Source organism: Variovorax sp. LjRoot175 (assembly GCF_964253805.1).
Classification (GTDB): Bacteria; Pseudomonadota; Gammaproteobacteria; order Burkholderiales; family Burkholderiaceae_C; genus Variovorax.
This window is the reverse complement of the sequence record NZ_CAXURY020000001.1, coordinates 5,149,309-5,171,029: the sequence shown is the minus strand read 5'-3', so window position 1 is coordinate 5,171,029 and position 21,721 is coordinate 5,149,309. Positions and strand designations below refer to the sequence as shown.

The 21,721-nt window shown below is 66.7% G+C and carries 21 protein-coding genes and 1 pseudogene; 10 read left to right on the top strand and 12 right to left on the bottom strand.

The window, feature by feature from the left end:
* Positions 1–31 precede the first annotated feature (31 nt).
* Complete coding sequence (locus tag ACSQ89_RS25640; RefSeq protein ID WP_436295272.1) at positions 32–460, top strand: hypothetical protein; 429 nt, start codon at positions 32–34, stop codon at positions 458–460.
* Entirely contained in the window at positions 457–1,059 is a 603-nt protein-coding gene (locus ACSQ89_RS25635; protein WP_436295273.1) for an SCO family protein, read from the top strand. Before ACSQ89_RS25640 ends, ACSQ89_RS25635 begins: the two co-directional genes overlap by 4 nt.
* Here the strand turns inward: ACSQ89_RS25635 and ACSQ89_RS25630 are convergent.
* Positions 1,042–2,478 carry a cytochrome P450 gene (locus ACSQ89_RS25630; RefSeq protein ID WP_436295274.1) on the bottom strand — a complete coding sequence of 479 codons (1,437 nt, stop codon included), beginning with the start codon at positions 2,476–2,478 and terminating at the stop codon, positions 1,042–1,044. The genes ACSQ89_RS25635 and ACSQ89_RS25630 overlap by 18 nt on opposite strands.
* Before the next feature lie 65 nt (positions 2,479–2,543).
* Positions 2,544–3,197 (bottom strand): N-acetyltransferase family protein, encoded by a 654-nt coding sequence (locus tag ACSQ89_RS25625; RefSeq protein WP_436295275.1) that lies wholly within the window; start codon positions 3,195–3,197, stop codon positions 2,544–2,546.
* Between the two features lie 222 nt (positions 3,198–3,419).
* Here ACSQ89_RS25625 and ACSQ89_RS25620 point away from each other — a divergent pair, with 222 nt between their 5' ends.
* Both ACSQ89_RS25620 and ACSQ89_RS25615 read left to right on the top strand, forming a co-directional pair.
* Positions 3,420–4,964: a hypothetical protein gene (locus ACSQ89_RS25620; RefSeq protein WP_436296560.1), complete on the top strand. Its 1,545-nt coding sequence runs from the start codon at positions 3,420–3,422 to the stop codon at positions 4,962–4,964.
* Positions 4,961–8,731, top strand: a complete 3,771-nt coding sequence (locus ACSQ89_RS25615; RefSeq protein ID WP_436295277.1) for an alpha/beta fold hydrolase — start codon at positions 4,961–4,963, stop codon at positions 8,729–8,731. The genes ACSQ89_RS25620 and ACSQ89_RS25615 overlap by 4 nt, the downstream gene beginning before the upstream one ends.
* Here the strand turns inward: ACSQ89_RS25615 and ACSQ89_RS25610 are convergent.
* Positions 8,694–11,321, bottom strand: a complete 2,628-nt coding sequence (locus tag ACSQ89_RS25610; protein WP_436295278.1) for a winged helix-turn-helix domain-containing protein — start codon at positions 11,319–11,321, stop codon at positions 8,694–8,696. The genes ACSQ89_RS25615 and ACSQ89_RS25610 overlap by 38 nt on opposite strands.
* A 96-nt stretch (positions 11,322–11,417) precedes the next feature.
* Positions 11,418–11,816 (bottom strand): nuclear transport factor 2 family protein, encoded by a 399-nt coding sequence (locus ACSQ89_RS25605; protein ID WP_436295279.1) that lies wholly within the window; start codon positions 11,814–11,816, stop codon positions 11,418–11,420.
* A 274-nt stretch (positions 11,817–12,090) separates the two neighbouring features.
* Between ACSQ89_RS25605 and ACSQ89_RS25600 the strand changes: the two genes are divergently transcribed.
* A complete protein-coding gene (locus ACSQ89_RS25600) occupies positions 12,091–12,321 on the top strand; it encodes a topoisomerase DNA-binding C4 zinc finger domain-containing protein (protein ID WP_436295280.1) in 231 nt (76 codons plus the stop codon).
* Between the two features lie 152 nt (positions 12,322–12,473).
* Here ACSQ89_RS25600 and ACSQ89_RS25595 read toward each other — a convergent pair.
* A pseudogene (locus tag ACSQ89_RS25595) lies at positions 12,474–12,659 on the bottom strand (GAF domain-containing protein); the annotation flags it as partial.
* A 95-nt stretch (positions 12,660–12,754) separates the two neighbouring features.
* A complete protein-coding gene (locus ACSQ89_RS25590; RefSeq protein WP_436295281.1) occupies positions 12,755–13,315 on the bottom strand; it encodes a hypothetical protein in 561 nt (186 codons plus the stop codon).
* Positions 13,316–13,580: 265 nt separating this feature from the next.
* Here ACSQ89_RS25590 and ACSQ89_RS25585 point away from each other — a divergent pair, with 265 nt between their 5' ends.
* Positions 13,581–13,790: a hypothetical protein gene (locus ACSQ89_RS25585; RefSeq protein WP_436295282.1), complete on the top strand. Its 210-nt coding sequence runs from the start codon at positions 13,581–13,583 to the stop codon at positions 13,788–13,790.
* Positions 13,791–13,862: 72 nt separating this feature from the next.
* Positions 13,863–14,174: a hypothetical protein gene (locus ACSQ89_RS25580; protein WP_436296559.1), complete on the top strand. Its 312-nt coding sequence runs from the start codon at positions 13,863–13,865 to the stop codon at positions 14,172–14,174.
* A gap of 180 nt (positions 14,175–14,354) precedes the next feature.
* Here ACSQ89_RS25580 and ACSQ89_RS25575 read toward each other — a convergent pair whose 3' ends face one another.
* From ACSQ89_RS25575 to ACSQ89_RS25555, 5 genes are all read right to left on the bottom strand, one after another.
* Complete coding sequence (locus tag ACSQ89_RS25575; RefSeq protein ID WP_436295283.1) at positions 14,355–15,155, bottom strand: hypothetical protein; 801 nt, start codon at positions 15,153–15,155, stop codon at positions 14,355–14,357.
* Positions 15,156–15,477: 322 nt separating this feature from the next.
* On the bottom strand, positions 15,478–16,608 hold the full coding sequence (locus ACSQ89_RS25570) for a sensor histidine kinase (RefSeq protein ID WP_436296631.1): 1,131 nt from the start codon (positions 16,606–16,608) through the stop codon (positions 15,478–15,480).
* Positions 16,609–16,746: 138 nt separating this feature from the next.
* Complete coding sequence (locus tag ACSQ89_RS25565; protein ID WP_436296031.1) at positions 16,747–17,127, bottom strand: response regulator; 381 nt, start codon at positions 17,125–17,127, stop codon at positions 16,747–16,749.
* Between the two features lie 283 nt (positions 17,128–17,410).
* Complete coding sequence (locus ACSQ89_RS25560; protein WP_436296558.1) at positions 17,411–18,385, bottom strand: IS5 family transposase; 975 nt, start codon at positions 18,383–18,385, stop codon at positions 17,411–17,413.
* 51 nt (positions 18,386–18,436) lie between these two features.
* A complete protein-coding gene (locus ACSQ89_RS25555; RefSeq protein WP_436293715.1) occupies positions 18,437–19,516 on the bottom strand; it encodes a hypothetical protein in 1,080 nt (359 codons plus the stop codon).
* On the opposite strand from ACSQ89_RS25555, the gene ACSQ89_RS25550 reads away from it, so the two are divergent.
* Positions 19,515–19,901, top strand: coding sequence for a hypothetical protein (locus ACSQ89_RS25550; protein ID WP_436293714.1), 387 nt, complete (start codon positions 19,515–19,517; stop codon positions 19,899–19,901). The two genes, ACSQ89_RS25555 and ACSQ89_RS25550, sit on opposite strands and share 2 nt — an antisense overlap.
* A 19-nt stretch (positions 19,902–19,920) precedes the next feature.
* Here the strand turns inward: ACSQ89_RS25550 and ACSQ89_RS25545 are convergent, their stop codons facing one another.
* Positions 19,921–20,253, bottom strand: a complete 333-nt coding sequence (locus ACSQ89_RS25545; protein ID WP_436293713.1) for a hypothetical protein — start codon at positions 20,251–20,253, stop codon at positions 19,921–19,923.
* 271 nt (positions 20,254–20,524) lie between these two features.
* Between ACSQ89_RS25545 and ACSQ89_RS25540 the strand changes: the two genes are divergently transcribed.
* Positions 20,525–21,091, top strand: a complete 567-nt coding sequence (locus ACSQ89_RS25540) for a hypothetical protein (RefSeq protein ID WP_093103834.1) — start codon at positions 20,525–20,527, stop codon at positions 21,089–21,091.
* Between the two features lie 14 nt (positions 21,092–21,105).
* Positions 21,106–21,696, top strand: coding sequence for a hypothetical protein (locus ACSQ89_RS25535; RefSeq protein ID WP_436293711.1), 591 nt, complete (start codon positions 21,106–21,108; stop codon positions 21,694–21,696).
* Positions 21,697–21,721 lie beyond the last annotated feature (25 nt).

The window sequence follows — 21,721 nt, the reverse complement described above, 5'->3', positions numbered from 1 at the left end:
GGCCGGCGCGCTTCGCAAGCTGAGGCTCCCGATGGCGCTGGCGCTCGCAACCGCACTGGCCGCGGGCCTGGCGTGGCGCGAACCCGCCGTGCCGGCCTCGGTGGCGCGCGGCGCGCGCCTGTTCGAGGGCACCGAGCCGCTCGCCGGCACGCTGTCCGGCCACAACGTGCCGCTGCCGGTCGCAGCGACGCGCTGCACCCAGTGCCACGCCGGCCCTGGCAAGTCCGCCGCCGCGGCCTCCAATTTCGCGCCGCCGCTGGACCGGCGCCAGCTGCGCGAAGCCCGCCCGCGCCGGGGCGGCCCGCCCGTCGCGTACGAGCAGGCGTCCTTCTGCCGCACGCTGCGCACAGGCGTCGATCCGGCCCACGTCGTGTTGCCCCGAGCCATGCCGCGCTTCGATGCCGACGATGGCCAGTGCGCGGCCTTGTGGGACTACCTGACGCAGGGCCTCCCCGAATGAACGCGCATCGCCCCCTCGTCCCATCCCGGGTTGCATCCCCCGGGCGCCGGCGCCTGCTTGCCGCCGGTGCGCTGGCGTGGCTGGGGGTGCCGCCGGCCGCCCGTGCCAACGCCGGCGTCGGTCCGGTGATGCCGGCCGTGGCGGCCCCGGCCTTGCCGTTGCGGCGCCACGACGGCGCCGCGCCGACGCTTGCGGCGCAGCTGCGCGGCGCCCCGACCGTCGTTCAATTAATGTTCACCGGCTGCAGCACGGTCTGCCCGATCCAGGGCGCCTTGTTCTCGGCGCTGCAGGCCGCATTGCTGGCCGAGCGCGATGCGGCGGCGCGCCTGCTGTCGCTGAGCATCGACCCGCTGGCCGACGACCCCGCCGCCCTGAGCGACTGGCTGCGGCGTTTCGGCGCCAGGCCCGCATGGAGCGCGGCGGCGCCTGCCCCCGAGGCGCTCGAGCCGATGCTCTCGCTGTTCAAGGGGGGCGCGGCCGCGGGCGACCGCCATACCGGCCAGGTTTATCTGTTCGATCGCCACGCTCGGCTGGTCTGGCGTACCAGTGAGCTGCCGCCGGCGGCCGAGGTCATGGCCGCGCTACGGCGCGTTGCGTAGCCGCAACCTCAGGCCTACGGGCGACATCGTGAACGCCAGGCGCTCCTGCACTTCCGTGCCGTCGGCGGTGGATACGTCCGCGATCTCGAACGCGCCGAGCAGCATGGCGGCCACCATCTTCATCTCCGACAGCGCGAGGTAGCGGCCGGGACAGGTGCGCGGCCCGGCGCCGAAAGGCATGGCGACCCGCTTGGCCGAGCCCGCGGCCCGGCCCGGGCCATCCCCGGCGAGCCAGCGTTCCGGCCGGAACGCCTCGGGATCGGCGAAATGCGCGGCATTCACGGCCCCGGGGCGCATCAGGCACATCACCGGCGTGCCGGCAGGCACTGCCACACCGTCCACCACGGTATCGCGCACGGCCTCCTGGATGAGGAGCGGGGCGACCGGCTTCAGCCGCATCGTCTCGTGCGCGCAGGCTTCCACGAAATCGAGCTGGCCCAGCTGCTCGTGGGTGGGATGCGATCCCTCGCCGATCACGCTGCGCACTTCCTCGGCGGCCCGTTGCGCGGCCTCGGGATGGCGATGCAGCAGCCAGACCATCCACGCCAGCGTGTTGGCCGTCGTGTCCTCGCCGGCCAGCAGCATGGTCAGCATGTTGCCGGAAACGTCCTCGTCGGTCAGCTCGGAGCCGGGCCGGTCGCGCTCGGCGACCATGGCTTCGATGAGGTTGCGGGGGTGCTCGCGCAGTTCAGGCTCGTCGGCGAGCCGTTGCCTCGCGGCGGCGATGAAGCCGTTCACGGCGCCGTGCACCGCCGCCAGATCCGCTTCCACCGCCCGGTCGCGCCGCGTCAGCCAGCGCGGCAGCGGCGACAGCACGCGCTTGGCCAGCGCGGGCAGCAGCTTGTCCAGGTGCTGCTGGATCACCTCCTCGTCCGACTCCAACGTGTTGATGTCCGTGCCGAAGGCCAGGCCCGCGGTCACATCGACGGTGTAGCGCATCAGGTCCGCCTGCAGGTCGATCGGCTGTCCGGCCTCCGCGGCCCGGCGCCAGCGGCCCTCGAAACGCTGCGTGACCTTTACCAGCGTCGGATGGAAGGCCTTGATGTGGGTCGGGTCCAGGCCGCGCAGCACCATGGGCCGGTGCCGCCTCCATTCGTCGCCGTTGATGGTGAACAGGCCATTGAAGCCCAGCGAGCGAGCCGCCGCGTTGAGCTTTGCGCCGCGCTGGAATCCGTCGGGCCGGTTGCGCAGCACCGCGGCGACCGTCCCCGGGTTGGAGATGACGACGAACTCGCGGGAGGCGATGCGGAAGCGGTAGATCTCGCCGTACTCGCGCGCCCACTGCTCGACCTTCTGGTGCAGGCGTTCGCGCTCGATCTGGAGGGCATTGCCCAGCAGAGGCAGGCCGCGCGGCCCCGGCAGCTCGCGAATGCGCCGCACGGGTGCATCCGCACGCGGTCCATCGGTGGTGATCGCCATGTCGGTCCCTTCGTGTGCCGGCGCGCTAAAAGCGCGGCATCTTATCTCGACCCACGGGAGGCCATTCAGAAGCCGAACTGGAAGAGCTGGTTGTTCAGCCAGCGCCGCAGCACGTCCACGGGCCGCGGCGCGGGCGCCTGCTGCAGCCGCGGGGCCACGCCACGTTCCATGCGCAGCACCGGCCGATCGGCGCCCTGGGCGCACGCGACGAAGCCCATGCGCTGCATGAAGCGGATCATCCGGCGGTTGGAAGACGGCACCTCGCCGACAAGCCGGTGCAGGCCGGCATCGCGCGCCGCTTCGAGCAGGCGATCGAGCAATTGCTCGGCCAGCCCCTGGCCCTGCCAGAAGTCGGCCACGACAAGCGTCAGCTCCGCGCAGTCGCCGTCCGCGCCGACGTCGTAGCGCGCCTCCCCGATCACCTCCTCGTCGTGGTCCAGCCTCAGCGTTGCGACGAAGCCGGCATGGCGAACGCCGTCCACGTTGACCAGATCCAGCAGCATGGCCGGCGAGCAGGCACCGAAGCCGCGGCCGAAGCGCTCGCATCGCGAGGCGGCCGACAGCCTGGCGACGAAGCCGCCGAAGCGCTTCGCGTCGTCGGAGCGCAGGGAACGGATCTGGGCCGGTACGCCGTTGCGCAGCCGCACGTGCCGAGGCAGTCCCACGGCACGCCGCGTCGCGGCGATGGCTGCGGCCGGGGTGGTGTTCAGCTTGAGCATGGCGCTATTCCGTTGGCTGGTGAAAAGAAGTGCCAAGCTTCTCGCGCCGCGCCCTTCCAGTCCTTAAGTAGTACTGAAGCGTGCTGAAGCCCGCTTCAGGCGGCCGCCGGCCTCCCGAATTCAGAACGCTTAAGGGCCGAATTCATGACGCCGCGGCCGCCTTCGGCGACAGTCCCGGCACGGACCCGGCCGGGTCCACAGATCCGCCCACGAACCATGGCCTTGAATGCACCGCGTTATGTCTGCCTGTCCGACCTTCACCTCGGCGCCGCCTACAGCACCCTGACCTACGCCGACGCGCAGGGACGGCCCGATCCCGGCCGCCCCAGCGACACCCAGATCGCCTTCGGCAGCGCCTTGCGCCAGCTGCTGTCCACCATGGAAGGCCCGCCCCCGACACTGATCCTGCTGGGCGACGTGCTCGACATGGGCCTGTCGCCGATGGGCGACGTGGCGGCGGCCTTCCGGTGCTTCGTGGAAACGGTGATGCAGGACGGCGGCCGTGCGGTGTTCGCCCCGCGCGTGCTGTACGTGCCCGGCAACCACGACCACCATCTCTGGCGCATCGCACAGGACCAGCAGTTCCAGGACGCGCTGCAGCAGGGCCGCATCGAGGACGACCTGATCAAGCACACCGCGCTGTTCGAGGACGCTGTAGCGGGAGACGTGGCCGGCGCCGCCCGGATCGCTTCGTCGATGCTGACGCGCCTCGTGGCCGGCTGCCCGGGCCTGGCCGACGCGCGGGTGGACATCGCCTACCCGAATCTCGGCCTGCTCGATGCGTCGCGCCGCCGCTGCGTCGTGCTGCACCACGGGCACTACATCGACCCGATGTACCGGGTGATGACGATCCTGAATGCGCAGGCTCCGGGCCGGAGCGCGGGACGCAACCCCGGCACCGTGACGATCTCGGATCTGGAGGGCCAGAACGGCGCCTGGGTCGACTTCATGTGGTCCGACCTCGGCAGTTCCGGCATGACCGGGGCCGGCGCCGGCAAGCTCTACGAGGTGATGCGCGATGCCGCCGCATCGCACGACTTCTCGCAACGGCTGGCCGCCCTGCTGGTGGCCAAGCTCGACCAGAACTTCGGCATGAGCGGGAGCATGGACGTGTTCCAGGGCATCACGGTCAGCCAGCTCGTGCTCGGCACGCTCGACGCCACGCTGGGCCGGGGCGCCGAGTCGCAGCGCGACGGCTATGCCGAAGTGATGAGCGCCGACGACGTGGCGGACCTGCGCTGGTACCTGTCGGGGCCGGTGAAGCTGCAGCTCGAGCAGGCCGGGCTCAAGCCGTCGGAGCTGGATTTCAGCTTCGTCTTCGGCCACAGCCACAAGCCTTTCGAGGACGAGCTGCCGGTGGCCGGCTTCGACCGGCCGGTCGGCATCTTCAACACCGGCGGCTGGGTGATGGACCAGCCCACCATGACCACCACGCAGGGCGCCTCGGCCATGTTCATCGACGATGCGCTGAACGTCGCGTCGCTGCGCCTGTTCAACGATCCGGTGAACGGGCGCATGCCCCCCGTGCACGCACGCGGCATCGGCGGTTTCCGCGACCGCGACAACCCGATGCTGGCGGCGCTGGCCGCCGGCATCGAACGCACGGCACCGGCCTGGCAGGCGTTCTCGCGCAACGCGCAACAGGCCACGCAGAGCCGCGCCACGCTGCTGCTCGACGAATTCTTCACCGCCTCGGTCGCGGTGATTGCGGACGCACGGGCCGAGATGGAGGCCCGGGCAAAGACGATGGCAAAGGCGAACGCATGACGATGAAGCCCATTTCCCGTTCGCTCGACGAGATCGCCTCGCACTACACGGCGGTCGTGGTGGGTTCCGGCTATGGCGCCGGCGTGGCGGCTTCGCGCCTCGCGCGTGCCGGCCAGACGGTCTGCGTGCTGGAGCGCGGCCGCGAGATCCTGCCCGGCCAGTTCCCGAACGACATCGCCACCGCGCAGGCCGACATGCAGATCGACGGTGCGCGCGGCAAGCTCGGCGCGCCCGACGGCCTGTACAACCTGCACCTAAACGACGACATGCTGGCGATGGTGGGCTGCGGCCTGGGCGGCACCTCGCTGATCAATGCCAACGTCGCGCTGGAGATCGATCCGCGCCTGTTCGACGCGACGCGCTGGCCGGCCGAGTTCCGCCGCGACCCGAAGCTGCTCGATCCCTACATCGCACGCGCCCGGCAGATGCTCGACCCCTCGCCCTATCCCGAGGATTCGGAAGACTTCCCGCCGCTGAACAAGCTGCTGGCGCTGCAGAAATCGGCCGCGGCGATGAAGAAGCCGTTCAAGCGCCCGCCGATCGCGGTGAACTTCGTCGACCAGGTGAACCCGTTCGGCGTGACGCAGCCGCGCTGCAACCTGTGCGGCGATTGCACCAGCGGCTGCAACGTGGGTGCGAAGAACACCACGCGCATGAACTACCTGCCCGACGCGCACGGCCACGGCGCGCAGATCTTCACGGGCGCGCGGGTCAGCCACGTCGAGCGCGACGGCGCGCGCTGGCGCGTGTTCTTCGACGAGGTCGGCTTGCGGGGTCCGGACGGCCCGGCCGCGCAGGGGACCGCCGGCCGGCGCAGCGTCAGCGCCGATGTGGTGATGCTCGGCGCAGGCGCCCTGGGCTCGACCGAGATCCTGCTGCGCTCCAAGGCGCACGGACTGCCCCTGTCGGACCGGCTCGGCCAGCGCTTCTCCGGCAACGGCGACGTGCTCGCCCTGGGCTACAACAGCTACTGGCAGTCCGGCACCGATGCGCAGGGCCAGGCGGTCCAGCGCAAGATCAACGGCGTGGGCACGGGGCGCAACGAGGTCGCGCCGGCCGATCTGCCGGGGCCGTGCATCACCGGCGTGATCGACATGCGCCAGACGCCCGAGGTGGGCGACGGGCTGGTGATCGAGGAGGGCGTGATCCCCGGCGCGCTGGCCCCGCTGCTGACGCCGGCGCTGTTCTTCGCCGACGCCATGCTGGGCGGCGAGTTCGCGTACGGCGCCACGCAAGCCAAGTCCCGCCTGCTCGATGCCCAGGCCCTGGGCGAGGCGGTGCAGGGCGACCCCGGCAGCCTGACCCAACTGGCCTACAGCGGCGCGGTGGCCCGCACGCAGACCTACCTGGTGATGAGCGTGGACGAGGCGGCCGGCCGCCTGCACCTCGAGGACGACCGGCTGCGCATCGACTGGCCGAAGGCCGGCGCCAGCCCCACGATCGCCAGGGACGAGACGTGGCTGAAGGCCGCCAACGACGCGGTCCAGGGCCAGTTCATCCCGAACCCGCTGTCGGCCGAATCGCTCGGCCGCAAGCTGATCACCGTGCACCCGCTCGGCGGCTGCGGCATGGGCGACAGTGCGCGCGATGGCGTGGTCAATCACCAGAGCCAGGTGTTCTCGGGCAACGACGGCGAGGCGGTGCACGAGGGCCTGTACGTCTGCGACGGCGCGGTGCTGCCGGGCGCGGCAGGCGTGAATCCGCTGCTGACCATCACCGCGCTGGCCGAGCGCGCCAGCCAGAACCTGTGCGACGCGCGAGGCTGGGCGATCGACCTTGGCCTGAAGCCACGCCAGATCTTGCCGACGCGCAGCAGCGCATCCTCGCCTCGCGCCGCGCCTCCTTCGGGCCTGCTGGAGCGCCTGGAGCGCGAGATCTCGTCGATCGCGCACGACGCCGAAGCGCTGCTCCAGAGCGTGACCGGGAATCTCGAAACAGGCGCCATCGAGCTGGCGAAGTACGCGATCAAGAAGCTCATCGAGAAGGATCCGGCGCTGCTCAGCCCGAGCTTCCAGTTCACTGAAACCATGCAAGGCTGGATCAGCACCGAGGCGGTGGTCGCGCGCCCCGACGCGGCGCGCCGCATCGCCGACGACTACGAAGTCGCCTGCGCGTGGGGCCGCGTGCGCAACCAGACGATGTGCTTCGAGCTGACCATCCATACCCACGACCTGCACGCGATGGTCTCGGACCCGACCCACGCCGCAACCATCTCCGGCACCGTCACCTGCCCGGCGCTGTGGCACGAGCCGATGCCGGTCGTGAGCGGCGTGTTCCACCTGCTGCCGGCCGATGCGCAGCGCGTGGAAACCTGGACCATGACCTACGAGATGATGCTGCAGCGCGGCGACTCGCGGCTGCGCTTCAAGGGCCACAAGCTGCTGCACCAGCGGCCCGGGTCCTCACCCTGGACCGACACCACCACGCTGTTCGTGCGCGTGCACGACGTGGAAAGCGCCGAGAGCCCGCTGGTCGCGCAGGGCATCCTGACGCTCGACCTCGACGATCTCCTGTGGCAGGCCTCCTCCATCAAGCTCGAGCCGCCCGCGAACCTGCTGGGCGAGGTGGAGCAGCAGGTGCCGGCCGCGCGCGACGCCATCAACGCCGCCTACCTGGCCAAGTTCGGCGGCTTCTTCGCCACGACGCTGTTCCGCGCCTACGGCGGACTGCTGGCGGACCTGAACAACTTCCCGGCGCTCGACCTCCCCCAGCTGCAGCGGCGCGCATTGCACGCACCGGTGCCGGTGCCGCACAGCGTGGACGTCGGCGACGGCTTCCGCATCAAGCTCACCCGCTATGCCGGCGGCGCGCGCGGGCCGGTGGTGCTGGCGCCGGGCTTCTCGGTGCGGGCGTCGTCCTTCGCCACCGACACGGTGGAGCAGAACCTGGTGGAAGCGCTCTGTGCGCGCGGCTGGGACGTGTGGCTGTTCGATTACCGGGCCAGCCCCGATTCCGGCAGCCCGATCGCCCCCTTCACCATCGACGACATCGCCCGCATCGACTGGCCGGCCGCGGTGCGCTTCATCCTGGAGGCCACGGGCGCACGGGATCTGCAGGCGATCGCGCACTGCGTCGGTTCGATGAGCCTGCTGATGGCCTTGCTCGACGGCATGACCGGCGTGCGGTCGATCGTCTCCTCGCAGCTGACGCTGCATCCGGTGACGAACTGGCTCAACTACGCCAAGGCCGATCTCGGCCTGGCCCGGCTGCTGGAAGGCTATGCACCGCTGGAGGACCGCTTCGACAGCGTGCCCGGCACCACCGACCTGGACCGCGAAATCGACACGCTCGCCTGGAAGGTGCCCATTCCCGCCGGCGAGGAATGCAAGAACCCGCTGTGCCGCCGCGTGTTCTCCATCTTCGGCCCCTCGTATGCGCATGCGCAGCTGAACAACGCCACCCACACGGCGCTGGCGGAAATGTTCGGCTGCGTCTCGCTGCGCCCCTTCGAGCAGCTCAGCCTGATGATGCAGCAGGCCAAGGCGGTGGACAGCGAGGGGCGCGACGTCTACGTCGTGCCGGAGAACGCGCCGCGGCTGGCGCTGCCGATCAGCTTCGTGGCCGGCGCCGGCAACCAGCTCTTCTTCCCGGAAACCTGCATCCGCACGCAGAGCTGGCTGTCGGCCTTCAACGACCCGGCGCTCTACACGCGCCACATCTTCGACGGCTACGCCCACATGGACCTGTTCATCGGGCGCGATGCGGCGCGGGATGTCTTCCCTTACCTGATCACGCAGCTCGAACGTGCGGACCCGAGGCAGCGTTGAGAGGGTGCCGCTCGGACACCAGCGCCACGATGTCGTCCTCGTCGAGCCCGGCCCCTTCGAGGCGCCAGGCCTCGATGCTGGCCGCCGGATGCGCGGCACCGATGAGCGCCAGGGCGGCCGCCATCGCGCGGTCGTCGCTGGGCGAGCGCCGCTCGCCGCGCCGCTGGCGCGCGGCGTCGTCGCAGCCGATCAGCAACGCGGCCTCGCGCAGCCGGCCCTGGCGCGCCGCCAGCAGCGCCAGCATGCCCGCGAAGTGGCGCAGCCCGACCGAACGGCGGCAATGCGGCAGGCTTCGAAGCACCTGGGTCTGGGCCTCCTCGAGCGCGCCCTGGCCGGTCAGCGTATGCGCGTACCAGTTCAGCGCGAAGGCCATCATCTGCGCATCGGCCAGCGGCGAGCGCTGCAAATGGTCGATGAGCCCGCGGAACTGGGCCACCGCCTCGTCGACATGCCCCAGTTCGTGATGCATGGCAGCCAGGTTGTTGAGCACATGGAACAGCGTGCGCGCGTTGCCCTCCGACCGCACCAGCGGCAGCGCTTGGGAGAAGGCAGACAACGCCTGGACGGGCTGGTCCTGGTAGCGCCGCACCATGCCCGTGCAGTACAGCCAGGTGCCCTTGAAGGGGCGCAAGCCGGGTTGCTCGACCAGCTCACGGCATTGCACCAGCCTGCGCTCGGCGCTGTCGAAATCGCCGCTCACGGCTGCCACGTAGGCGTTCGAGCACAGGGTGAGGGCCAGCAGGCCGTGCGGCGGCTGCCGCTCGAAGATGTCGCAGGCCCGGTCGAGCAGTTGCATCCGCCGCTGCGCGCTGATGCCGCCGTGCAGCCCGACCAGCGCCAGGCCGAGGCTGAACTCGGCCACCACCTGCGCCGGCGTGGCCTCGTCGATCAGGGGCTCGGCCATCAGCATCCAGCGCAGGCATTCGGGGTAGCGGCCTGCCTGGTACATCAGCACCGCGGCGATGTTCACCAGGTCGAGCGCCAGCGCGGCATCGCCGCCGGGGCCGCAGGCCCATTCGATCGCGCTGCGCAGGTTGTCGATCTCGGGGCTGCAGGCCAGCACCCACTGGTCCACCGTCTCGGCGCCCAGGTGGCCGGCACGCACGCGCCGGTCGAGCGCCGACTGCATGCAGCGCGCATGCCATTGGCGCAGGCTGTCCCATTCGGAGGCCGCCTCGAGCTGCTCGCGGGCGTAGACGCGGGCCGTCTCCAGCAGGCGGTAGCGCGGCACCGGGCCGGCATCGACCACGACGATCGACTTGTCGACCAGGTTGCCGAGATGGTCCAGCACGGCCCAGACATCGATGCTCTCGTCGGACGCCACCTGCTGCGCCAGTTCGAGGCCGAAGCCGCCGACGAACACACCGAGCCGGCGGAACACCTTCTGCTCATCCGGGCTCAGCAGCGCATGGCTCCAATCGAGCGTGGTGCGCAGGGTGCGATGGCGCGAGGGGGCATCGCGCACGCCGCTCTTCAGCACATGCAGGCGCTGGGCCAGGTGCTGCCGCACGCCCTGCACGCCCAGGAGCGGCACGCGCGCGGCGGCGAGTTCCAGCGCCAGCGGCAGGCCGTCGAGCTCGCGGCAGATGTCCACCACCGCGTCCAGATTGCCTTCGTCGAGCCGGAAGCCCGGCTGCATGGCGCCGACGCGGGCCACGAACAGGGCCACCGCGCCATGCGTCGCCGCATCGGCCAGGACGGCATGGTCCGGCACTGCCAGGGCGCCGAGCCGGACCGGCCGCTCGGTGGCCAGCTTCAAGGGCTCCTGGCTGGTGACCAGGACATGCAGCTTGGGCACGGCTTCGAGCAAGTAGCCCACGAGCGCAGCCACGGGCTCGATCAGGTGCTCGCAGTTGTCCAGCACCAGCAGTTCGTGGCCGCGCAGGCGTTCGGCCAGCTCGACGCTCGCGTCGGCCCGTCCGGGCAGGTTGATGCTCAGGGCGAGCGCCACCGCGCCGGGCAGCGCGGCCGGGTCCGAGATGGAGGCCAGTTCCACCATCCAGGCGCCGTCCCGGAAGTCGTGCGCCACCTGGCGGGCGGCGGCGCGGGCCAGGCTGGTCTTGCCGATGCCGCCCGGCCCTAGCAGGCTGAGCAGCCGATGCTGCTGCAGCACCAGCTCGCGCAGCATCGTCAGCTCGGCATCCCGGCCCAGCAAGGGGGGCAGCAGGGCAGGCAGGTTGCCGGTGTCCGAGCGCAGGGCCCTGGCGGCGGATGCCATGGGAGAGCCCCTGGGACTCGGTGCGGGCGCGCCGGCGCTCGCGGCGACCGCGGCCAAAGCGGGCAGGGCGTCCAGCGCGGCGGCGAAGCGATAGCCGCGGCCCGGAATCGTGACGATGGCTTTGGGCCCCAGCAGCTTGCGCAGCGCGCTCACATGCACCTGGAGGTTGTTTTCCTCCACCACCAGGTTCGGCCACACCATCTCGAGCAGCTCGTTCTTGGTCAGCATCCGCTCGCGGTGCGCGATCAAGGCCGAAAGCACATCGAAGGCACGGCTCCCCAGGTTGGCGGGCTGGCCCCCTACCAGCAGTTGCCGGGTGGAAGGGCGCAATTCGATGTTGTCGAAGCGGTAGATCGAATCAGTCGGAAGCAAAGCGACCTCAAAGCGGTATGAACACAGGCAAAGCCAGGGTTGTAACCGCGTCGGTCGAAAGTAACAACTCCGGTAACAATTTTTGTCGATGCCCGGCTACTTCGAGTTGAGTCTGGCGGCCGTGTCCCCCGTCCCAATCCAGCGGTTGATCTTGGTGTCGTCTTTCCACGTAAAGACCTGCACCCATTCGGACTCGTGCATCTTGCCATCCGGGAGCGCCCTGCTCTTTACGCGGCCGAGGACCGTCACGTGGTTGGGCCCTTCGAGGAACTCGCGAGGCTCGAACTCCTGGATCTCATCGGCCTGCGCGAGCTTTCCGAAGAATTCGGCCACCTGCTGCTTGCCCTTGCAGGTTCCGCCATAGGGCGTACCGGTTTCCGGACTGCCCAGGAATCTCCATTCCACATCATCTGCAAGGAGCTCGAGGAGCGCAGGAATATCGCGGCTGGCGAACGCTGCGTAGCCTTGCTTCGCAATCTCGGTGGGGGTACCCATGGCGCGTCTCCTTGTGGGTTGAAAGGGGCGAATAGTTTAGTACTACAAGTGCAAGGTGCAACGCCGCGCTGCGGTTAAGCGTTTCGCTGGCACCGGTGAGCTACTTCCTTGCGCATGCATGGGCTGTTCGAATCGCGGCTGAGATAGTGACCAGGCCGCAGGTCACATCGGGCGGCGCCGCGGGTGGTGGGTTCGTCGTGACGTCGGGGCGATTCACGGACGAGGCGCGCGAGTTCGCCAAGGGACGCAATGCCAAGTTGATTTGGGTGGCGATGTGCTCTTCGAGTTGATCCGATCGGCGCGTGGAGCAGGGCTCGACGAGCGCTCATGGAGTGCTGAAGCAAAGCCCCAGCCTGAAGCGACGGACACCAGCAGCGCATCGGCAACGCCTGTATGCCCACGATGCGCGGGGCACATGGTGCGAAGGACCGCGAGGAAGGGCGCGCATGTGGGCGAATCGTTCGGGGGATGCGCTGGGTTTCCCAAATGCAGGGGCACTGCATGAGCGCCGGTCGAGGTCGCGCGTGAAGAAGCTGATGGACGGTGCGGAACATCCATGCGCGGCTGGACAAGGGCGCTTGAGCGATTCGCTGTGTCGGCGCCGAGATTGAATCTCGGCGAACGTCCGATGAAGAGATTGGAAGGACCGCCGCTGATTCAACCTTCGACAAGGAAACTTGGCAGCAGCCTGGCTGCACTCTGCAGAAGCTCGAACTCGTCATCAGACAGCGGCAGGGACGCCATGGCGAAATGGCTCAGCGTGCCCCACAGCTCGCCGGCAGCTGTCACCAGCGGAACGCTGTGATACGAGACGACCACGCCTCGATAAGGATGGCCTTCGAGCCTTGGGTCAGCCGCCGAGTCGTCTGTTCTGGTGCGCCAGCGTCTGCCGTCCGTTCGTTAACGCACTCAGCGCGTTCCGAGGTGCCTTCTTGATGTCAGGAATGCGCAGTGCTCCGATTCCACGGCGCCAGTTCAAAGCTTCGTGACATCCACCGCTCTATGCCCGAGATGACGGATGCATCACTGCGACCGAACACGCCGATGTCCGACAGAGGCAACCCAAGGCGATGAAGGACCTGCGCCAAGCCTTTTCCGTCGATACACCGCACCTCGTACGTGCGCTCAGCGTTGGTTTCATTTTCGCTCTCGAAGTGAAGCCAGCACTCACGATGAAAAAGCTGCTTTCCCACCAAGAGAGTGCCCGTTTTTGCATCGTAGCCAGTGAACAGATGCCACCTGTCCTGCAGCCGATTGCGAGAGATGCCCACGTACAGGATGACTTGGTCGTCGCCAGCCACCAGGTAGAGATAGGGCCTTAACGCCTCCCATGCCGCTTCGTCGAGAATTTCGTACCGGGCTCGGAGGAAGGGTCCGCCGGCTTGCGGGCCCTTGGAGACGTCGCGCTTCCAGCGTCTGTCGCCAAGGCTGCTGATGCGGATGACGGGTGTTGCCGCCAGGAATATCTGTCGAGCGTCGTCGACTGCAGATGAGGTCATGAGGAGCCTAGGCGCCGCAGGTAGCAGCGACACCAAGTGGTAGCACTTTGTTGGGGTGTGCAGTGTCGGCGGTCGCCGCCATTCCCAAATCCTTTTGGCCTTCGACTGCCTACTTCTTGGGCAAACGTAGAAGAAAGCACGTCTTGTAAGGTTCGATTGGATGTAGGAGTATTCCTACCAATCAATCGCTACCTTGGTTGTGGAGAATCCAAATCCTTACTCTGTTCACCCCCCAGGACCACCGGCGCGCGCAAAGGAGTCCGTCGTGATTACTTCCCCCGCATCCACTGGCTATGAGTTGCTCTTCCGCTCTCTCATTTCCACTCGTCGCGCCTATGTCTTTCCGTGCGACGCGGTCGGTCATGTCGATATGGACTCACTCTCCGAGCGCGCGCGCGACAACTACCTGTATGCGCGAGCGGTCATGGGAATGGAAGTTGAATGGCCTGACGTCCGGCCAACGACGTCGCACTGAAGCGGTCCGTACAAGAGGCACCTTTGCCCGTATTCCGGCCCATCAGAAAAAGCAACCCGAACGGGACTCACCATGATCGACAAGACTACCCACGTGTCGCATTCGGTCCCGGCCGGCGTCGAGGCCGACCCGGACGTCACTGTGCTCAGGGATTGGAACCGCCTGCTGATGGCAGTGATTGCAAAGCTGCGATCGAGCGTCGGGGAGCCATACGATGAACCCTTATCTGCCCGGACCAAGGTCGCACGCCAGATCCAGGGGGCCGTTCTAGGCTGCGCGATAGACCTCGATCTACTGCATACCGCGCTGAGTGCGGAGAGTGCGCGGCGGCGCAGGTTCGAAGCCGGGGTTGCCGAGGCGAACACGGCCCTAATGACCTGGTAGCCGCCGAAGAAACGCCTCCCCGCCACATCTCGGGCGGGATCGCGTACCCGAAACCGTCTTCGGTCAAGGAATCTGCTGAACCGGTTGTTGGTTGAAGACCTTTGGTGCTCGCAGCGGCGTTGATCAAGCCCGGTCGAAGGAACATGTCTTCGCTCATCGGCCGCGCGCCTCCGAAGGCGACTACGCTTTGAAAGCGAACGCGGTCAGCTCCCCCGCGGCTTCGCCAGGTGCGAGGTGAATCAAGGTGAGGGAGGTCCAGCGTATTTCCTGCTCCAGGCCTATCCGAATCAGCTGCAGCCCCGTCAGCCCCTTCAAGAGACTCTGGAACTCGTCCCCAAGCGTGTTACCAAAGGCCGTGCCCTGCTGGGCGTACTCCATGCCGTCTCGAAGAGCCGATTCCGAGGCCGAGTGCCAACGGCCGCCGTTCGTGGCACGGTATAGCTCGACCAGCAGGCGCGCGTGTTCACCCGTCAGCTGCACTTTCTCCGGGCCGAGGACGGTGCCCAGTGCTGCAGTGAGTGCCGCGAGGGTTGCACGAGCCCGCCTCGAAGCGGCGCCAAGGGCGTCGAGCAGCGTTCCCACCAGCACCCAGCTGGGCAATCGCAAACGCCGCGGCTGACGGTCGCCCACGACATCCCACATGGCCACTTTGACCGCGGCCGCCAGGTTTCCCGTCAAGTAGCCGGCCACCCCCAGTACGGAAGGCCAGGGGTGAATCTCGTTGCAGAACTCGGTGATTTCACTCAATCGCTCCCGGCCGGTCGCGAGCGCTTCGAGCACTGCGCGAAAGACAAGTTGGTCGTTCTCCGTGGGCTCGGGCTGCCAGGTGCGGGTCAGCATGCTCTCGACCCGGGGTGCGAGGTCATCCAGGACGCCGCGACGCAGAACCCAAAGCATTCGTTTTCCGCTGGATGTGATGATGGTCTGCGGCTGAAGAGCGTTCCAGAGGTCGATCTGGCTTCGCGGAGGCAGCTTAGCCATGACAGCATCGAAAGCGGCCTGGCACGAAGCCACCAGCCCGATGTACTCGGGGAGATTCAGACGGCGTTCGCCTCGAGAGAACGCGTCCTCCCCCCTAGCCCGGGCCATGGTGGCAGCAATCGCGGACGAGGGATTCAGCGGCAAATAGCGAAAGGGCCATGAGGTTGCTCGATATGCCCGATGGGCACAACGTCAGGCTATCGCTGAAACATCAGTTGGTCTGTTCGATACCAAACCCAAGGCAATGGTCGCCTCTAGCCCAGCGCATGCGATCAGTACGGCACCTTCCGGAGCATCGACGAGATACCGTGCCGCCCGGAGCTCATTCCGGTTTTAGCGGGCAGCGCGGAAGGCGAATGCTGAAAACGCATCCGGTGCCAGGCACGTCTCGAACAGTCAACGTGCCGGAGTCGGCCTCAACGCTCTGCCGGGCGATGCAAAGACCGAGACCCAGGCCTGATTTGTCATCACTGCCTTGATTAAAGGGGATGAACATCTTGGCGGCACTTTCGGGCGACAGCCCGCCGCAGTGGTCCTCGACTTCGATGAGGACGTGCTCTCCCACTCCGCGAGCCGTCAACATGACCTTTGTGTGAGAGCGAGTGAATTTGAACGCGTTCTGCAGGAGGTTGGTCAACGCAGCGAGCAAGAGTTCGCGGTTCGCGCTAACGCCCAGAAGAGGGTCTACTGGTGCGACCTCGAAGGCGCAACCTGCGGCGCTTGCAACTAGCTGGGCCGCGTTTTCGGCGTCCGTTATCAACGAGGCTACGGAGAATGTATGGCGTTGCTCCGGTGAGCTACTGCGTACCTCGGCGAGCGACCGACTGATCAGATTTCCCAGCGATGAAAGGCTGCGTTTCAGGACGGCTCCAGTGGCGCCGCCCACTGTCATGTTGCCCAACTCAAGGGCTCGGACCGCGAGAATTGCCGTACCCAAGGAGTTACGCAACTCATGAACCAGGAAGCCGAGACGCTCGTGCGCATCGACGTCTTGCTGCCGGGCAATCTGTGTGTCGCGTTGAAGACTGAACTCTGTGACAGCGTCGGCGATGGCATTGTCCAGACACCGATTCAGGGTGCGGAACTCCCCGATGGCGAATGGCGCATCTCTCTCAAATGCCAAATCAGTGATTGCCTGGCAGACGTCGCCGTAGTCGTGAACGACCTGGTCGACTGAATAGCCAAGCTTCAGCAGTTCTCTTCCATGCGCAGCGGCGCTCAGGCCCAGCTCAGACAAAGCCAGCGAATCCCCGCCCGAGGCACCCGAGATTCTGATGCCTTCCTCAGCTTCGTCGGCCTTTTCCGCTGCAAGTGTTCTTGTCAGTTGGTCAAGAAACAATGGAACGCCATTTGCAAGCTGTTGTTCAGTTGCGGCTCGTCTGGGTCTCTGCGCAACCTTTGTCTTGCAGCGTGAGATCAGCTCATCCCGGTTGTTGATCAAGAATCTGTGCATCATGGAACGCCTCGCGAGCTTCTAACGTACTTCATCTCGACGAACGCCGAACTCTCGTTCTTCTCTTCTACGACTTCAAGCGCGATGAGTCCGTGCGGTAAAGCACAGAGAAGTTCCAGCTCGCGCAGTCCAGGCGCGTCACATGGGGGTATCTTTTGGCGCATTGCAGAAGTCGAAAAACCCGTCCAGCTCGGTAGATTTGTCGAAGACGGCATCCGCACCCAGAGCCATGCATCGCGCACGGATGTCGACCGTGCAGTAGTTCGTGAGGATGACCACTCGTTGGTGCGGCTGTCGGTGGTCGCACCCTTTCAGAACACCGAGCCCTGACCCATCCTTGAGAAAGAGGTCGACCACCGCCAAGTCCCAGGAGCCGTTGTGGCCGTCGAGCCACTCGCTCGCGTCATGCTCGCCTTCGGCAAACCCTACGACCCTGCAGTTGGAAAGATCGTGCAGCGTAGGAATCAAGTTTTCCCTGATGGTCGCATTGTCCTCAACGAGATAAGTGATGGCTGCCACAGGCGCACGCATTGGAGAGAGGGGAGCCTATGGCGCCTGACTCACCCAAGGAGGTGGGTGGGCATGCTGCCCGACTTCTTGTGGGACCAACACCTGCTGGCAGCTGCAAGCTGCTTAAGGCAACGCTGATCAAGCAGCCGATCTCGGCCATCCAGTATGTCGATAGCGCGAGATGCATGAATTGAGACGGTTTTCGCAGGTTGTGCGCGAAATCGGCGCAAGATCCAGCGCACTCTGACCCAATTCGGGCCGCTTTGCGAGCCGCGGGCTCGCTCGATGCCCCTTATGGGCGCACCTGCTCATACAGTACTCCGCGTGCGAGATAGATGTTGGCCAGCCCGAGCGCGACGAACGAGCGCGTGGCATTCTTGCTCAGGCCGCGGTAGCGCACCTTGTCGAAGCCCCACAGGCGCTTGACGACGGCGAATACGTGCTCGACCCGGGCTCGCACCCTGGACTTGATGCGGTTGACCATGCGCTCGAGTTCCTCGGTGACGCTGCCCTTGCGGACCTTCTGGTTGGTGAAGTCCGCGGCCCCCGGCGCCTTGCCCTCGATCAACTTCTTCTGCGAGGCATAGGCGCAGTCGCCGTAGACCCGCTTCTCTTGGCCGTGCAGAAGGTCGGGCAGCGGATGCTTGTCGTGCACGTTGGCTGCCGTGACTACCGCGCTGTGCGCAAGACCCGTCTGGCTGTCTACGCCGATGTGCAATTTCATGCCGAAATACCATTGCCGCCCCTTGCGGGTCTGGTGCATCTGCGGGTCGCGCTTCTTCTCCTTGTTCTTGGTGGAGCTGGGTGCGCCGATGATCGTGGCGTCCACAATCGTGCCGGTGCCGACATTCAGGCCATGGACCTGCAGCACCTCGCCCACCTTGGCGAATAGCGCTTCGCCCAGCTTGTGTTTCTCCAGCAGGCGGCGGAACTTCAACAACGTGGTCGCGTCGGGCACTCGCTCTCGGCCCAGGTCTATGCCAACGAATCGGCGCAGCGCCGTGCTGTCCAGCAACGCGTCCTCGCACGCTGCATCGGCCAGGTTGAACCAATGCTGCACGAAGTACATCCGCAGCATCCGTTCCAGTCCCACCGGAGGTCGCCCATTGCCGGCCTTCGGGTAGTGCGGCTCGATGACCTCGCACAATGCAGCCCACGGCACGATCTGCTCCATCGTCGCCAGGAACATGTCGCGCTTCGTTGGCCTGCGGTAGCGCTCGTACTGCACGTTCTGATCAGCGGCCATAGCCAGGGTCTGTTGCTTCATGTGGAAGACGATGCATGCGGCATGCCAGCGGTCGACTTGATCAGCGTTGCCTTAAGCCTTGAACGCCAAAATAATCCGATCCATAAACGCAAACACGAGCTCCGTCCCGTACCCCGCCACAAACGCCAGCGTCCATATCGGCAGACTGCTCGACAGCCCCACCTGCTGCGGCGTCAGCAGCCAGGTCGATGCGATGCCGGCCAGTGCGCCGAGCGAGAGCCGCGCGATGTGGTGCAGTGACGAGTGCGGCGCAAACTGTTGGGCTCGAATCTCCAGGCTGATGTTGCGCAGCAGGTAAGAGTAGGAGCCGAGCAGCCCGAAGAGCAGGGGCAGCACGATGCGGTTGAGTCGGTCCAGCGTGGTCCTGGCGCTGTCGAGCACTTCGGCGGCGGATGTCGTGCCGTTGCCGTTGCCGTTGCCGTTGCCGTTGCGGACGTTGCCGCCGTTGCCATTGCCGCTGTCCAGGCACAGCCACGCCTTCAGCAGCCACGTGTTGCACGGCCGCTGCTCCCAGCGGGCCAATGTCGGCGGGATGCCGTCTCTTTCGGATTCGAGCTGCTTCTTCTGCTCGGCCTTCACCACCAGTTCGTCCCCGGCCTGCCGCACCGCGTTCGCAAGGGCACGTGCCGCAGGCGATCCGGGCTCCGACCGGTCCCTGTCGGACAGCGCCTGCTTGTCGAACATCGCGGCCTGCAGCCTCACCCTGTCGTCGGCCAGCTTGGTGATGTCGTCGCTCAGCGCCTTGTGGCGCGCCAGCGCGGCGCTGCCGATGGTCTGGTGGCCCAGCGCCAGGGCGGCCATGATGAGCACGACGACGAAAAGCACCGCGTGGATGAAGCGGCCCCAGGTCATGCCCGACATCCGGGTCATGAAGTTGCCGCGCAACTGCAACAGCGACGACAGCGGGGGCAGCCGCTGCATCGATGCCTGCAGCGTTTCGGCGGTCACGGGCGCGAGCTTGCGGGTCAGTTCCTGGTAGGCCTTGAAGAACTTCTGCTCGTCCTCGAGCGTTGCCGCGTGGCGGCCGACGAGGTCGTGGGTCGAGATGATGGCGTTGCGCAAGTCGTCGTCGATGTCGGGGCTCTTGGTCGATGCCGCATGGCGCAGCAGCTTCATCGCGTCGTCGACCATGGGCGCGAGGCGCATCGACCGTTCGCGTGCGCGCGTGGCCGGCGCGGTGGCCGACCTGGCGCGCGCCGCTTCCACCGTGATGGCGGGGAGCGGGGTCGAGACCGGCGCACCCGCGATGTCGGTCGCCGCGTTCCACGATTCGCCGTCCTTCAGCTGGCGCATGGCGCCCGAGACGAGGTCGACGACCAGCGGCGGCTTGGTTTCTTCGCCGAAGTCGAGCTGCTTGTCCGCGGTGCTGGCCGCGTTGTCGACCTCGAAGACCGCGCTGCTCGCGCAGATCACCTGCCACCTGCCGGGGGGAAGAACGATGAAACCCATGCTGCCGGCTCCGAGAGTGGTCGCAGGCCGCATGATGACCCGCGCGCCCGCGGGCGCCATCCACTAAAGGATGTATGGCCGGGCGCTCAGTCCAGCGTCAAATTCCTGTACCCCGCCAGCTCGGTGCGCTGAAAGTCCCCCACAGGAATCCGCCGCTCCGCCATCCCCGGAAAGCGCGCGACGATCTCACCGCGTTCGCGGACCCAGCAGCCCTTCAGCGTCGCCGAGTCCCACCAGCTCAGGTAGGCCACGCGGCCGGGGGTGTCGCAGACGTCCTGCGCATCGGTCAGGCTCATCACGTTGAAGTCGGCGCCGTTGGCAACGTAGATCACGCCGGGCGTCATGTCGCAGCCGGTGGCGATCCATGCGCAGGCGGCGAGGAGCGCAGCGGTGGCAAGGCGTTTTTTTTGGAACTGCATGGTGCTTCCTTCCTTCGATCGGCACGCGCTGAATGAAACGCGCGTGCATGCAATCTAGAAAAGAAGCCCCGCGGCGGAAATGCCGCCTTCGCGTTTGGCATCCCGCGTTCGGGGGAAGGGGGCCGACGCTCGGTTCATGAGGCGCCTGAGAGAGAAATTTCACGAACGGTTGCGAAACCTGGGGGCAGTTTCAGGGCGCGGCGGCCTTTGCTGTACAACAAGTTACATTTCCCGCTTCTCTTTCTCTAACAACCAGAAGAAAGAGCGAGAGATGGCATCACGCCTGAGACTGATCTCGATGTGCACGGCTGCGCTTCTAGCCACCGGCTGCGCGCAACTGATCGCACCCCCTTACTCCAGCGACTACGAAGCGCTCGACCGCCTGAAGCGCGTCCCAGCGGAGCGCGTCGCCGTGGCGACCGTGCAGCCCACGGACGCGAACAACGCCGTCAACAACCTGTCGCTGCGCGGCGCGGGTTTTCGGTCGGGCAGCGGCACTTTCGCCAAGTACCTGGAAGACGCGCTGGTTGGCGACCTGAAGGAAATCTCGTTGTACGACGCCGCCGCCCGTACGCGCATCGACACGGTCATTCAGAAGAACGAAATCGCCGTGGCCAACATATCGACCGGCACCGGGCTGATGGACGTCGAGCTGACGGTCGCCCGCGACGGCAAGCAAAGGCTGCGCAAGGTGTATTCGGCGCAGACGAGCTTCGAGTCGAGCTTCGCGGGCGCGGTGGCGATCCCGAAGGGCCAAGCCGAATACCCGAACCTCGTGCGCGCGCTGCTGCGCGAGGTGTACACAGACCCGGCGTTCATCGCCGCCATCAGCAAGTGAAAAAGAAAGATCCCATGTCCATCCTCAGTTTTGTTCGTCTTTGTGCCGCGACCGCAGTCGTTGCCGTTCTCGCCGGTTGTGCCCACCCCATCGTGGTCAGCGCCGAGAAGACGCCGGAACGCGTCGATTCCCAGTTGATCCAGAAGAAGGTCGCCTATGCAATGACCGATGCGGACCGCGCCAAGGAAGTGACGACCGAAGGCGGCGGCGGCGACCGCGTCAGCTACTACCCGTATCGCGATCTGGAGAAGGCGATCCGCGAAGCGCTTCGCTCGGTGTATGCGGACGTGGTCGTGATCCGTTCGGCGGCCGACGCCAACGCGATGCGCGACTCGGGCGTGGCGCTGGTCTTCACGCCCGAGATCAAGACCACCTCCGGATCGCCGTCTCCGTTCACCTGGCCGCCGACGCGCTTTACCAGCGAGATCGCGTGCAAGGTCACGGATGCGTCCGGCCAGGAAGTTGCCAGCGTGCGTGCTGCCGGATCGGGCAACGCGGAGTTCAGCGAATTCAAGAGCAACTTCAGCCTCGCGGCGAACCGTGCGGGTTCGGATGTCGCCAGCAAGCTGAGCGCCGAGATCAGGGCCAACGACAAGCTGCGCTGAAGGCGCGTCGCGCCTGAGGGATTGG

What these genes read in the sequence shown, in the direction of transcription:
- ACSQ89_RS25640 (WP_436295272.1), top strand. Translation starts at nt 32, where the DNA reads ATGGCGCTGGCGCTCGCAACCGCACTGGCCGCGGGCCTGGCGTGGCGC.
- ACSQ89_RS25635 (WP_436295273.1), top strand. Translation starts at nt 457, where the DNA reads ATGAACGCGCATCGCCCCCTCGTCCCATCCCGGGTTGCATCCCCCGGG.
- ACSQ89_RS25630 (WP_436295274.1), bottom strand. Translation starts at nt 2,478, where the DNA reads ATGGCGATCACCACCGATGGACCGCGTGCGGATGCACCCGTGCGGCGC.
- ACSQ89_RS25625 (WP_436295275.1), bottom strand. Translation starts at nt 3,197, where the DNA reads ATGCTCAAGCTGAACACCACCCCGGCCGCAGCCATCGCCGCGACGCGG.
- ACSQ89_RS25615 (WP_436295277.1), top strand. Translation starts at nt 4,961, where the DNA reads ATGACGATGAAGCCCATTTCCCGTTCGCTCGACGAGATCGCCTCGCAC.
- ACSQ89_RS25605 (WP_436295279.1), bottom strand. Translation starts at nt 11,816, where the DNA reads ATGGGTACCCCCACCGAGATTGCGAAGCAAGGCTACGCAGCGTTCGCC.
- ACSQ89_RS25590 (WP_436295281.1), bottom strand. Translation starts at nt 13,315, where the DNA reads ATGACCTCATCTGCAGTCGACGACGCTCGACAGATATTCCTGGCGGCA.
- ACSQ89_RS25580 (WP_436296559.1), top strand. Translation starts at nt 13,863, where the DNA reads ATGATCGACAAGACTACCCACGTGTCGCATTCGGTCCCGGCCGGCGTC.
- ACSQ89_RS25575 (WP_436295283.1), bottom strand. Translation starts at nt 15,155, where the DNA reads ATGGCTAAGCTGCCTCCGCGAAGCCAGATCGACCTCTGGAACGCTCTT.
- ACSQ89_RS25570 (WP_436296631.1), bottom strand. Translation starts at nt 16,608, where the DNA reads ATGCACAGATTCTTGATCAACAACCGGGATGAGCTGATCTCACGCTGC.
- ACSQ89_RS25560 (WP_436296558.1), bottom strand. Translation starts at nt 18,385, where the DNA reads ATGAAGCAACAGACCCTGGCTATGGCCGCTGATCAGAACGTGCAGTAC.
- ACSQ89_RS25550 (WP_436293714.1), top strand. Translation starts at nt 19,515, where the DNA reads ATGGGCGCGAGGCGCATCGACCGTTCGCGTGCGCGCGTGGCCGGCGCG.
- ACSQ89_RS25555 (WP_436293715.1), bottom strand. Translation starts at nt 19,516, where the DNA reads ATGGTCGACGACGCGATGAAGCTGCTGCGCCATGCGGCATCGACCAAG.
- ACSQ89_RS25545 (WP_436293713.1), bottom strand. Translation starts at nt 20,253, where the DNA reads ATGCAGTTCCAAAAAAAACGCCTTGCCACCGCTGCGCTCCTCGCCGCC.
- ACSQ89_RS25540 (WP_093103834.1), top strand. Translation starts at nt 20,525, where the DNA reads ATGGCATCACGCCTGAGACTGATCTCGATGTGCACGGCTGCGCTTCTA.
- ACSQ89_RS25535 (WP_436293711.1), top strand. Translation starts at nt 21,106, where the DNA reads ATGTCCATCCTCAGTTTTGTTCGTCTTTGTGCCGCGACCGCAGTCGTT.